General features: G+C 37.5%; 8 protein-coding genes. 4 read left to right on the top strand and 4 right to left on the bottom strand.

Translation table 11 applies throughout. The annotated features are described in order from the left end of the window. Window positions 1-53 precede the first annotated feature (53 nt). Window positions 54-1313, bottom strand: coding sequence for an ATP-binding protein (locus tag WAA20_RS19710; RefSeq protein ID WP_073389192.1), 1260 nt, complete (start codon window positions 1311-1313; stop codon window positions 54-56). A gap of 308 nt (window positions 1314-1621) precedes the next feature. On the opposite strand from WAA20_RS19710, the gene WAA20_RS19715 reads away from it, so the two are divergent. The 3 genes from WAA20_RS19715 to WAA20_RS19725 are packed head-to-tail and all read left to right on the top strand — an operon-like array spanning window position 1622 to window position 4775. Further along, the gene (locus WAA20_RS19715) at window positions 1622-2518 is read left to right on the top strand and encodes a ParB/RepB/Spo0J family partition protein (protein ID WP_073389191.1); all 897 of its coding nucleotides are present in this window, start codon (window positions 1622-1624) and stop codon (window positions 2516-2518) included. Then, window positions 2499-3002: an HAD family hydrolase gene (locus tag WAA20_RS19720; RefSeq protein ID WP_338801930.1), complete on the top strand. Its 504-nt coding sequence runs from the start codon at window positions 2499-2501 to the stop codon at window positions 3000-3002. The genes WAA20_RS19715 and WAA20_RS19720 overlap by 20 nt, the downstream gene beginning before the upstream one ends. 27 nt (window positions 3003-3029) lie before the next feature. Continuing rightward, entirely contained in the window at window positions 3030-4775 is a 1746-nt protein-coding gene (locus WAA20_RS19725) for an MATE family efflux transporter (RefSeq protein WP_073389189.1), read from the top strand. Between the two features lie 78 nt (window positions 4776-4853). Here WAA20_RS19725 and WAA20_RS19730 read toward each other — a convergent pair whose 3' ends face one another. Continuing rightward, the gene (locus WAA20_RS19730) at window positions 4854-7064 is read right to left on the bottom strand and encodes a hypothetical protein (RefSeq protein ID WP_073389188.1); all 2211 of its coding nucleotides are present in this window, start codon (window positions 7062-7064) and stop codon (window positions 4854-4856) included. Window positions 7065-7308: 244 nt separating this feature from the next. Between WAA20_RS19730 and WAA20_RS19735 the strand changes: the two genes are divergently transcribed. Then, a complete protein-coding gene (locus WAA20_RS19735; RefSeq protein WP_081373922.1) occupies window positions 7309-9054 on the top strand; it encodes an AAA family ATPase in 1746 nt (581 codons plus the stop codon). A gap of 2 nt (window positions 9055-9056) precedes the next feature. Here the strand turns inward: WAA20_RS19735 and WAA20_RS19740 are convergent, their stop codons facing one another. Further along, complete coding sequence (locus tag WAA20_RS19740) at window positions 9057-10655, bottom strand: CapA family protein (protein ID WP_073389186.1); 1599 nt, start codon at window positions 10653-10655, stop codon at window positions 9057-9059. Window positions 10656-10849: 194 nt separating this feature from the next. Beyond that, window positions 10850-13123 carry a DUF3160 domain-containing protein gene (locus WAA20_RS19745; protein ID WP_073389185.1) on the bottom strand — a complete coding sequence of 758 codons (2274 nt, stop codon included), beginning with the start codon at window positions 13121-13123 and terminating at the stop codon, window positions 10850-10852. Window positions 13124-13534: the final 411 nt, after the last annotated feature.

The raw sequence follows: 13534 nt of genomic DNA on the forward strand, positions 1-13534 counted from the left end.
AATGATACCAAAAAACGAATTGGCAGCGTTCATGCTGTCAATTCGTTTTTTCATCAAATGAACCAAAACGGTATCTGAAGAATATTATCTCTTAATGCACCCGGCATTGAGCACATGCATATTACTGCTCCGGTTCCTCTTTTCTTTTCAGGAATCTTATCCAATATTTGAAATGCTGAAGTCATATCCGCAGAAACATTACTGCTTTGTTTGATCTCAATAGGATATAGAATACCATCCTGTTCGATAATAAAATCTATCTCAGCTTCTTCCTGGGATACTTCTCCGTTTTTCTTGATCTTCTTTTTGTCTTTTCCCCTATAATAGGAAACAAAATATCTATAATCCAGTCCTTTGTTTGAATAGCTTTTTAGTATTTCAGAAATCACAAAGGTTTCGAAGAATTCTCCGCTCATTGCTCCTGATGCAAGTGTTTCGGGAGTTAACCATCTGGTAAGATATGCAGCAAGCCCTGTGTCCCTAAAATACATCTTGGGAGTCTTGATTGCTCGTTTTAATGCACTGTTTGCATATGGTTCGAGTATGTATATTATTCCGGATGCTTCTAATATTGATACCCAGTTTTTGATAGTATTTGCATCCTTACCTACTTCATCTGCAATATTAGAATAATTAAGCATCTGTCCTGTTCTTGCAGCACATGCAATCATGAATCTGCGAAATGCATCAAGGTCCTGAACAGAAGCGAGTTCTCTTACATCTCGCTCTAAATAAGTCTTAACATAACTTGAGAAATACATCGCCCAGTCCATATCTGGATCCTGCATCTCAGGATATCCACCGCGATGTATTATTTTCCATATATTATCTGGTTTTACAGCGTCTTTATTTCTTTCTTGTACATACTCCATTGTGGGAAGAAATGGTTTTGAAAAATTACTTTTTAATATTTCTCGAAGAGATAAAGGCGGAAGTTCAATAATAGCTACACGTCCTGCAAGTGAATCTGAAGCCAGTTCCATAAGCTTAAAAGGTTGAGATCCTGAAAGATAGAACAATCCTTTTGATTCATTATTATCACTTGTCTGTTTTATATATCTAAACAAAGATGGTACATATTGAATCTCATCAAAAAATACGGGCGGCTCATTTAAGGACATGAACATCTCAGGATTAGTTTTGGCCTGTTCCTCTACAAAAGGATCATCAAAAGATACCCGTTTTACATCTGCAAACAAGTGCTTGACCAACGTGGATTTACCTGTCTGTCTGGCACCGGTAATCAATGTACATTTGAAGGTTTGAGCGGAATGTTCGATTACATCTTCAATGGCTCTTTTGATATATTCCATGATAACTATCTCCTATGAGTAAAATGCGACTAATTCGGAATGTCATTCCTAATTAGTCGTATTATATCACATATAAACACGCGATTCAACGCGACTAATTCGGAATGACATTCCGAATTAGTCGCACAATATACGAGATGTGCCTTTCATCCATGATTTTCTACCGTCTGTCATTTAATAATTTTAACAATTTGTAGTTCCTCTATAATATTATTGGCATTTGTCTGCCATCTAGTCTCATATAACCCACAGTATCCGCCGATATTATTACGTAAGAGTCAAATGGTCAAACCAGGACAGGTGATACTATGGATTTTAATAAATTTATAGCTGATGAGATGTCTAAATATAAGGGAGTTTGCTTTCCTGTAAAGTCCGGGGTTCTCCCTCGAATGTTCGTTCACAGTATGAGATGCACCAAGATGCATCCAAATCCCATTGATGAATTCTGTAAGCCTGAAATAGGACCAAGCTACAGGATCATATCTGAATACGAAGAGAAAATCAGGCATTATTTTAAGCATCCCCATGAAGAGCTCTTTGACGGTGAACCCGTGGTCGTTGAAAAAATGCATCCGGAAGATTATATAATTATTAATGGGCACCACCGCTGGGCTGCTGCCATCAGAATGGGCATGAAGAAAATACCTGTAAAAATCGTAAATCTTACCCATGAAGAAGATATCAAACGTATGATCGAGAAAGGTAAAAATGATAAAAGAGTTACCTTTGATCTTGATGAAGTCATTTTAGGTTTTACTGATGAAGATGAACTTGAAAGACCCCTTCCATTTCCTTTGAACAAGGAATATAAAGAAAGGATCAGAAAAGGTGTTCCTGCGCTGTTTCATTTTTTGTCTGAGCATGATTATGACATCTGGGTATTTACTTCGAAGTTCTATTCTATGGACTATCTGCGCAATCTTTTCAGGAAATATCATGTTCATATCGACGGCCTTGTAACAGGAACTGCCAAGAAAACGAGTATCAATGAAGCCGGTAAAAAAGATATAGATAAGATGCTGGCGGATAAGTATAAATCTACTCTTCATGTTGATAACGACATGGTCATTCAAAGCTATAGTGATAAAAGTATTGAATTTAAAGAATTTGAGATCAATAAAGAAAAAGGTAAATGGTCAGATGTGGTAATGGGAATCGTAGACGGGATAGATCACGATGAGCATGACAGATTACAAGTTTAAGATGCGAGTCTCTTTTGATCTTGATGAGGTGCTTTTTGTTGATCCAAGCACTCATAAGACAGAAAAAGAGCTGATTTTTCCACTGAATAAGATCTTTAAAGAAAGGCTGAGACTTGGTACCCCGGAGCTGATAAACTCGCTTCAAAATATGGGGTATGAGGTCTGGGTCTATACTTCGTCTTTTAGGACAGAAGGTTATATCAAAAAACTTTTCAGATTATATGGAGTAAAGTTTGACGGAATCGTAAATGCGGACAGGCATCTTAAAGAAGTTCAAAGAAACAGTAAAACAGTACTTCCCCAGAAAATACCAAGCAGATATCATATTTCGCTTCATGTTGACGACGAAGAAGTCATAGCTTCATGGGGTAGAGAATATGGTTTTAGCACCTATAAACTTGATGCTCAGGACGACGATTGGAAGGACAAGATAATTCAAAGAGCTGAAGAAATCTGTAAACGTAAGATGGAATCAAATGGTTGAAAACTTTTTCGAATAATGAGGTAGGCCATGAACAGTAAGATTTTCTTTAAATTATTGCCTGTACAGATAATGATCGTCGCAATGGGTTCTATCAATTCTGTTGTTGACGGTGTGATAGCAGGAAGATTTATAAATGCAGCAAGCGTTGGTGTTATAGGTCTTTTCTTTGTAATGGTCAATATGATCAGTGCTATCAGTTCAGTATTTCTTGGAGGTTCATCTGTTCTGTGCGGACGATATATGGGCATGGGTGATATTGATAAAACCCGCGGCATTGTCTCTCTTAATCAGACTGTAATTACACTAATCGGAGCAGTCCTTACAGTTATCTGTGCTTTTTTCTCAGGGCTCATAGCTGATCTGTGCGGAGCCAGTCCCGAACTTAGAGGCGAGCTTAAACTTTATATCATAGGCTTTTCTATTGGTATAATCCCGCAGCTTTTGGGTGCTCAGGTAGCTGCATTTCTCCAGCTTGAGAGGCAGAGTCTTAGAAATTATATTGGCGTTGCAGCTATGATTGTATCAAACGTGGTATTCAATATCACATTTGTGGTCGTCTTCAACCTTGGCATATTCGGCCTTGCTCTTTCTACATCTATGTGTAATTGGATCTATTTTATCATTCTGGAAACCTATTATCTGTCCCCCAAGGCTCAGCTTCGATATGATATTAAAAATATTTATTGGGAAAAGACCTTAGAGCTTATAAAAATAGGTTTCCCGGGAGCGTTACTTGTCTTTTGCCTGGCGCTTAGAGAAATAGTGTTAAACAGAGTCGTTATTACTTATGCAGGACAGGACGGTCTTTCAGCCAAGTCATCTCTTGGAATGATTGGGGGCTTTTTTATAGCTTTATGTCTTGGCGGTGGTGCGGTCATCCGTATGCTTGCCAGTGTGAATGTTGGTGAAGAAGACAGAGATTCAATCAAAGATCTGATTAAACTCTCTTTTACCAAGGTTCTTATAATGTCAGTTGTCATTGCTGCGATCGTTGTCATGATCTCCGGAATGGTTGTAAGTATCTTCTTTGCAGACACGACGTCAAATGTTTATCATCTGGCACATCAGTTCTTTGTTATTTATGGTTTGTCTATCCCGCTTATCATGGTAGTTCAGATAGAGACCAACTATCTGCAGGCCATGGGGCAGAATATCTGCGTTAATATCTTTTCCCTGATAGATGGATTGTTCAGCGTGATCATTCCTGCCATAATACTTGCGCCTGTACTGGGCGCTCTTGGAATATGGCTTGCAACCCCGATTGGAATTGTGATATCGGCGGTCGTATATCCAATTTATGCCATGATCTTCTGGAAGCGTGTGCCAAGAAATTCTGATGAGTGGCTACTCTTTAAAGATGATTTTGGTGTACCGGATGAAGACAGGCTGGTGCTTAGAATCAAGGATAAGGACGACGTTTCGACCACATCTCAGAAGGTGCAGGAGTTTTGCACAGGTAAGGGCTTTGATAAGAAGAAGGCCTACTACTCTGCTCTCTGCCTTGAAGAGATGACAAGAAATGTTGTAGAACACGGCTTTAGTATGGATGCCAAGGCTCACTTCCTTGAAGCAAGAGTTGTAAAAAAAGGTGGTACGATCATTCTGAGAATAAAGGACGATTGTAAGAGCTTTGATCCTGTTGATATGGCAGGGCATCTTAATTCGGAGGATATTACTAAAAATATTGGTATCAGGATGGTGATGAAGCTGGCGAGCAGCGCTAATTATCAGAATCTGCTGGGGCTGAATGTATTGACGATTGAAATTGCGTAGTAATTATATGGCGGATAGTCTATAAAATATCCGCCATATAATCTGTAATATAAAATTTTAGATGGTTACATATACCTATTAATTATCGTAATAAGCATCATCGTCTTCGAACCATTCTTCCATTTGGATATTCCCTTGAAGATCAATATAGTTATATAGATTTTTGGGAATAGGATTACAAACTTCAATCAAATCGCCTTCGTAAGTTATATTTACATACGTATAATATGTTTTAATAACGGTTCCATCTAAATAGAGCAGATCTAACTGTCCATTTTGCTTAATACCTACAAATGTATTGTAATCTCCTGTGCATTTGATCTCTTTATAACTATCAGGACATATAAGATTGCCCTCCAGATCTATCAATGAATACATGTTATCCTTATCTCCAACTACCAGATAATTTATTTTTCCATTTTTGTCCGGGAAGGAATAGCAATAGTAATATAAATCAGATGAAAAAATCAATTCAGAACCATAATAAACTTCTAATGTCCAATTCTTATCCTCAGGATGATCATAAATAAAACAAGTAACACGGCCGGTGCCATGTTCATTAATTTGATGATAACTACCTTCGATTTTCTCTCCTTCATAGGTATAAAACTCATCTCCTTGATATGTTCTGCATTTAATTATTTGGGGAGCATCATAAAATTCAATATCGTGAGGAGTAGACTCGAAAAGTGACTCTCCTTTTGAATTAATGACATCCAAAGCTGTGCGATTATAATTGATAACTGGAGATACTTTAAAATCTCTACTGCCGCTTATACGCGAATACTTCGGAAGTGTTACAAGATTTCCATCTTCACTCATAAGTCCATACTTATCATTCAAATCTGTATGATATGAAGTAACTCCATTGGCAAAATAAGTATGATTAGAAGATAGTACAAATTTACCAGACTCATTACATCGGTCCCCTACACCAAAGATTTGCCTTTCATATATATCAAAATAATCCAATAATTTATTTACGATCATTTGACGGAACGAAGTTTTGGCTTTAACAATGTAAGGAACTTTTATAACTTCCTCTCCATTTAGATTAATAAAATGTCTATCGTAGTCATAGGCTATTCCTTCGTTATCAAAAGCCAAGTCTTCTTCATATATAGCACCTGTATTTAGTCCGGTTTCTATATTGACCAGTCCATACTTTTCATCATAGAACATAGACCATGATGGCATTAAGTTACATTTATTATATTGATACACTTGTTCTTTCTCGTCACTATACCAGGGAATGTATTGCGCACAATACATATAGTCTACAGATTTCTGATCTGAAAGAATATTACCATTTTCATCTGTGAGCTGATTGTCTCCTTCTATGTATGTATTTCTCATAAAAAGAAAACATATAAAGAGGCAACCATATATGGCATATCTGTATTTTTTATCAATTCGTGGAAACTTGTTAATAAGCTTCTTCATAAGACTAAAATTCTTGATTTTTTGGAGTATATGCCTGTTTTTTAATTTACTTTGCTTTTGAAATTCATCCTGCACTTGATTGGATTTTTTAATGATTTTGAATTCATAATCCATTTCATCAACAGCTGCAAATTCGGTTTTTATATGGCTATCATCATCGTGATTGCTAGAAGAAACGAGTTTAGCATCTCTTTTTTCATAATAATAATGATCAATAGCAGTACTGTGCTGTTTGATAACTTTATTCCAAATTAAATAAATAAAATTAATCTGAGCAAAAAATCTAACAAGAACCAAAGCGAAAAAGAACATAAGAATGAATGTCTTTTTTGCAAATATCTGAAATATTAAAACTCCCAAAATAGAACTATTTAAAACATGCCAATATTTCTTATAAGTTCTGAGTCTTTTAGAAAGATGCTCACTGATTCTTTCATACGCTTCTTTGATCCCTTTATTGATAAAAGAAGAAAAGATTATATAGTCTAAAAGTGCTTTCAGAGTAAACGTCAGAAAGATTACAAGGAATGCTCCATCTGAATAAGCAAAAACGCTTACAAACAGTTCTATACAATCACAGATAATAATGCCTTTAAACATCCTTGCTTCAGCCAAAAAACAAGAATCTTTTTTGAGTAACGCCTTTCGCACAAGAAAGACTATTGCTATTTTGGTTAAATACAAAACATAATCAACCTGGGCAAACATTGGATATGAGAAGAATCCCATAATATGTATTATTAGATTGATAAGATTGAATAATATATAAATGTAGAATGTAGATTCTTTAGAAATACTTTTTATTTTGTTAATCAAACTTGTATTGCTCTTTGTTCTTGTTTCCATCACAAAAATCCTTTTATTCCCCATAATATTTCAGTTTGAAGTATGGCCCAATAAGCCAAGCATATTATACATAAAGCAACATAATAGGAAAGAAAATTTCGACGAACAGTAAAGAATAAAGGATGAAATGCATCAGAATATTTAGTGGGAAGTGATCGAGAAGTATGTGGGAAGTAAGTGGGAAGTAAACTTCCCGTTTACTTCCCACTTTATGCTATAATATATCCATGGAGGTGCAATGATCATGACGTCTAAAGAAGCATCAGAGAAATGGAATATATCTAAAAGGCAGGTAAATTATTTGTGTTCTTCTGGGAAGATTCCCGGAGCCAAGCTGGTAAACAGAAAATGGAATATACCCGATGATTATTGTTACAAGAAAGATCTCCAGGTACTATCTTCTGTATCTACCGGCGGTTTGAGAAAATACGTTAATGTGGGAGATGATGGTTTTAGAACCATTCGCAATAGCGAATATATTGATAAGTCCGGACTCATCTCTTTTATGAACTCATGCTTGTCTACTTCTCAAAAGCTGATATGCGTCAGCAGACCCAGGCGTTTTGGTAAGTCATTTGGTGCCAAAATGCTGTGTGCATATTATTGCAAAGAATGTGATTCTAAAGACCTTTTTTCTGATCTGATAATAGCCAAAGATAAATCATTTAAAACCCACCTCAATCAACATGATGTCGTTTATCTTGATATGACCTTTTTCATCTCAACTTTAAAAGATGACGAAGATCTTATTGATAAGATAGAAAAAGAGGTTATTGAAGATCTTTCTGACATATTCCCAGCGGTTATAAACGATACCAGCCTTATAAATGCTTTTAGCAAATATGTAGCATTCAACGGCCAAAAACTTATCCTCATTATCGACGAATGGGATGCACCTTTCAGAGAATTCAAGGATAATGCAGAGATATTAGAAAAATACATCAATTTGCTTCGTTCTCTTTTTAAAAGCAATTTTACAGACAGGCTCTTTGATGGCGTGTATATGACCGGTATTCTCCCTATAAAAAAATATGGGCACGAATCAGCCATGAGTGATTTCTTTGAATATAGCATGGTTGAGCCAAGGCCTCTTCAGGAATACATAGGTTTTACAGAAAAAGAAGTTGCAGGTCTTTGCAAAAAACATGATATTAACTTTGAAGAACTAAAATCCTGGTACGATGGATATCATGTTGGAGATGAACATCTTTTTAACCCAAAATCCGTTATGGAGTCTATTCTAAGGAAAAAGCTCAGTAATTATTGGGTAAAGACTGAAACTTATGAATCTCTGCGTGATTATATTGATATGAACTTTGATGGTTTAAAAGATGCTGTTGTTGATATGATTGGCGGAGCAAGTATCAAAGTAGATACTAATTCTTTTCAGAATGACCTTACATCCATGGAAAATAGGGATGATGTATTAACACTCCTAATCCATTTAGGCTATCTTGCTTATGATGAAAATGAAGAAAAGGTATCTATTCCAAATGATGAAATAAAAAGCGAATTCGTAAGAGCTTTAAAAAACGGAAATAAAAAAGAGCTTATCAAAGCCATTCAGAAATCAAACACGCTTCTTGATGCTACGTGGAATATGGATGAAGATACAGTTGCGCAGCTTGTAGAAGAAATGCACAGCGAAATTACTGCTCCTACTTTTTACAATAATGAGCAGGCTTTAAGAAGTGTTATAAAGATGGCTTATATTAGCAGTATAGATTACTATTCACGAATAGACGAACTGCCTACAGGTAAAGGTTTTGCTGATATGGTCTTCTGGCCAAAGAAAAAGGCCTCTTGTCCGGCACTTATTGTAGAACTAAAGTGGGACAAGAGTAGTTCAAAAGCCTTAGAGCAAATAGATAATAATCGGTACGCAGATATATTTAATGGATTTTCAGGTTCAGTACTGAAAATAGGAATAAATTATAGCACTAAAGATAAAAAGCATTCCTGTAAGATAGAAAAAATATCTGTCGAGTAATTTTATTTACTCTTTTCCTCATCGTAAAGCATCCATAAATCTGCGATGACGGGAGATAATCTATGCATTGAAGCAAGGGAATCTGTATAGTCTCTAAGGAAGTAGGCTGTATAGATTCCTTGTTTTTCCTGGTGGGTTACGATGGGTTCGAGGTCGTAGTCTGTGAATGTTATGGTCATGCCTTCCTGGGTTACGGTCTTGTTGATCGTAAAGGTTGCCATGCCTCCAAGTACGCGTTCGATTTCGTTCTGGCCGGATACAGAGTTTCCGAGGCTGTAGTAGATGAGCATCTGCTGCCCGCCGTCTTTTTCTATGAGTTCGTAGGGCTGAAGGACGTGGGGATGGGAGCCTATGACTACGTTGACGCCGCATTCATAGAAGATATCTGTCCACTTGGCTTGATAATCGCTTATTTGAGATGAGTACTCTTCTCCCCAGTGGACGAATACCATTACTACGTCGGCCTGACTTCTTGCGCTTGTAAGCTCGGCTCTTACTTTGTTTTCATCTGATAGTATATTTATACAATCAGTATATTCTTTAGGAATAGGCTGTCCATTGGTTCCATAGGTGTAGTCAAAAAGGGCTATGCTTATTCCGTTCTTTTCTATGATATTAAGGTTTGTATCTCCGGTCTTATCGGATGGAAGTATGCCTATTACTTTAGTGTTATCTCCATATGCATGGTATGTTCTGTCTATTCCTTCTATTCCCTGATCCAGCATGTGGTTAGTTGCACAGGCGATAATGTCAAAGCCTGATGCCTCTTGGGCTAAAGCTATGCCTGATGGAGATGAGAATACGGGGTACTCGCTGTAGATCATATCTCTTTTTACAGAGAGATCTTCTAAGGTATAGGATGCGTCATCTGCAAAAGGAGTCTCCTGCACGATGGCGGAAAGGTCTGACTGCGATATTATGTCTCTTACATTCTCGTAAAGGAAATCGTAGCTGCCATCTGCATGATCCAGGGCATAGTTATATATCTGCTTGTGGGCTATGGTGTCGCCAAAAGCTGTGAATGTAACCTTACTTGAAGGAATCGTATATGTTTTTAATCCCCAGTAATTCCAGTTAAAATACTGTACTCTTCCGTCTTCATAGGTGACGCGAAGTCTTGTAGATGGATCAAAGCTAAAGGAAATGATCGTATCGCTTAAAGCGGACGACATCCAGGATGCTCTTAAAAAGCCGTCTTTATCAGCGTTTTCTTCTCTTTTTTCATAAATATAGATATGCTGGCTTGTGTCGGTATCGTTGCTTTCTACCCAGAAAGGAAGGTGCTTGCCAAAGCTGCCCTTCTTCCATGTAAGAAGGAGGATTTCATCTTCGCTGTCGTTATCAATGTCACATGTCAGAAAGTCCTGTACTTTCCAGTTTGCATCACTCTCCCAGACTGCTACCCCAGTTTCATCGGATATTTTAAAATGGCCATCGTTTAGGTTTGCCTGCAAGCCAAAAACAGATGCGTCCTTAGTGTTAAAGACTATGTTATCTGGGATATTAAGCGAGGCATTTTTGGAATTATATATGATCAAAACAACTAGGATAGCTGCTATAAAGATGATCAAAGGTATGATTTTGGGGAGATTTTTCTTCATATAGTTACTTCCTTAAGGATAACGAAGGCATGAGAATTATTGCCTAAAGGCGCCTGCATACATGATACAGACGCCTTTTTATAGCTGAGTAAAAATATTCTTATTCTGTAAAATAATATTTGGTAAGACTTAACACGACATAGAATTACATTATAGTATTTCTAATTATGCCTTGTTACATCCGGTACCTGCAATTACCATGTAGAAGTTCTGAGCTGCTCAGCCCACCATGGTCTTTCGATTCCAAGTGGCTCGTGTTCTACATATCCATAAGTTTCGGGATCATATTCATGTTCAAATCCCATTCCAAGTCTCCACTCGGAATCTGTAAGTCTTTCTGAATATGCAAATTCATAGAATGCAAATACTTCACCTTCGCAGATCTTAAGCTGTCCGTCAACAGGGGCGATTACATAGATAGTTGCTGTACCGCCGGTAGCGCATTCAAGATATTCTCCGCCATTTGGATCAGTTGCAACATCTGTTACAAGAGCTGATGGATACTCATCAGGACTTGGGCTTTCATCATCAGGTGAAACAACAGCATCGTGCCAGAAGTGCTCAAGAGATCCGCCGTATCCTCTTATAAGTTCATATTCATCATCTGTAAGAGTTTCTCCTGCAAGTTCTTTAACAGATATTGTAGAAAGGTTATCTGCAAGTTCTGAAAGAAGTGCAAGGTTTTCTTTTTCTGTATCAGAGATATATCCGTATGCATCAAGACCTTCAGACGTCTTATTGATGAGATTCTTAAGACCTGTATATACGTCAGGTTCAGGCTCTACGTAGCCTCTGTCATCCTTTTCGATATCATCGCCGCCCATTTCTGCTACAGGCTGCTTAGCATAAAGAACTGTATCGTGCTTAAGCTCAGTCCAGCTTGCAAGGAAGCCTTCGATATCTTTGATCGCCCACTTATCAGACTGCATGAAGTAAGGATGTTCTGATGTCTTTTCTGAAAGAAGTGGTGTTAATGTCTTAAGCCATGCTGATGAAAGGCTTGCTTCCCAGAATGTATCATCTTTGGCTGAAATTACTCCCTGAAGCTTTTCCATATTTTCAGTATAGTTTTCATAATCTGTATCGCCCTGCTCTTCTAAGAGTTCCATTGCCTTTTCAGATCCAAGAGCTGCAGGTACATCGAGAGCATCGGGAAGGTTTCTCGTCTCTCCTTCTGAATTCTCTTTGGTCTTTGAATAGATAAGATTCTGGAAGATAGCTGCATCAAGTGAAAAGCGCTGTCCGATGAATCTGAATCCTTTGCTTTCTGCAACGTGATCTGTAGCGCCGCCGTCATCCATTGTTATAGTTGAATTTATTGAAGGGCCTTCCATTGCATCTACAAGTGCCTTGAAAGAAGCATATCCGTCGCTGTCAGAAGCTATAGCTGTAACATCTGAAGCATCAGCAAAGCTACTTGCAATAGCAGGTTGATATTCATAATAAGACAGATCATCAGCTTCGCCTGCAAAGAAGGCAGTTACTGTATAGATCTTTTCCCATCTGGTGATAGGACCTTGCTGCATTGCTGTTGTCATAAGAACAGATGCCTTAAGGAGATCATCTTCTGATGTGTCATAATTGATGCGGCCGTACCACATCATGGCTCTGAAATAAGGCTTTAAGTCTTCGTCCTGATCATAATATCCGCGGGGCTTGTACTGGCTGTAGTCTTCATCAAATCCAAAGATCGGTGAAGAGGTAATACCTGCAGCATTATTGATAAGAGATAGCTCGCTCTTAACATTATCTGCAACATAATCAGGTACGTCAGTGCTATCGTCAAGAAGACTTGCTCCAACTGCAAAATATGCAACATTTAAAAGCGCCGCATTCTCCCAGTCGGTTCCCTTTAAAGCTTCATACTGCTCTTTGGATGCATCCAGCATCTCTTTACCAAGCTCTGCAAGTTCTGATGACAGGTATTCTTTCTCTGTCTTCTTAAGAAGGTATGTGAAGTAGAGATGATAAGTATGCATCATGGAGTCGACCGTTACGAAGTTACACTTTTGCAGATAACGGTTCATCTCATATGAATCAAAAAATTCATATCCCGTATTATAAGGAGATATTACAAAACCGTCTGTCGCAAGCGCTGTAAGGAAGTCTTCGCTATAATAGCTGTAATCCTCTATATTAGCAACATTAGATAGATCACTTTCTGGTACAAGGCCATCTGCCTTAACTGTATACTCTACAGTCTCTTCTGAAAAAAGACCATTAAGCATATTTGTTCTTTCAAGTGACTCTACAGATACAGTAGTTGTGTTTGAAGAAGTCGTTGCAGCAGTTGTCGCATCTTTGGTAGAAGCTTCCTGCGCATTTGAAGATGTTTCAGATTCTGCAGAATCCTTGCTACTTGCATCATCGGAAGATTTACCCAGATTAATATCTGCGCATCCTGCTGCCTGGATTACCAGTGAAGTTGCAAGTAAAACTGCTCCTGTTTTCTTAAGATTCTTTTTCATAATATAACCTCTTATCGCGAGTGAAACGAGAGACTAATGGTTGGAAGTGGCAGAGCTCGCGATGTCACTTCTTAAAGCTTGGAAATATTTATATTTTCAAGCTCATAACCTCATCCACAATATTATTGCTATAAATAATGATAGTAAAAATATATTAATTCTGCAAATTGCCCGAAAATTTTCATTTAAATAGATTTCTATGAATCGGTGAATTGCAAATTGACATTAACTTATAACAGGAAAGCTACTAATTAAATCATATGTCGATTTTAAAAATAACCTTATTTTTTCTTAGGGTCTTAGGAGCTGCAGTACAGCGTGTTTACGTAAGCGGATAAGACCCTTAGAAAAAACAAGGTTATTTTTACATGAGACATATGATTTAATTAGCAGCTTTCCTGAGGCTAAGCC

This window comes from Butyrivibrio fibrisolvens, assembly GCF_037113525.1.
In the GTDB taxonomy this organism is placed as follows: domain Bacteria; phylum Bacillota; class Clostridia; order Lachnospirales; family Lachnospiraceae; genus Butyrivibrio; species Butyrivibrio fibrisolvens.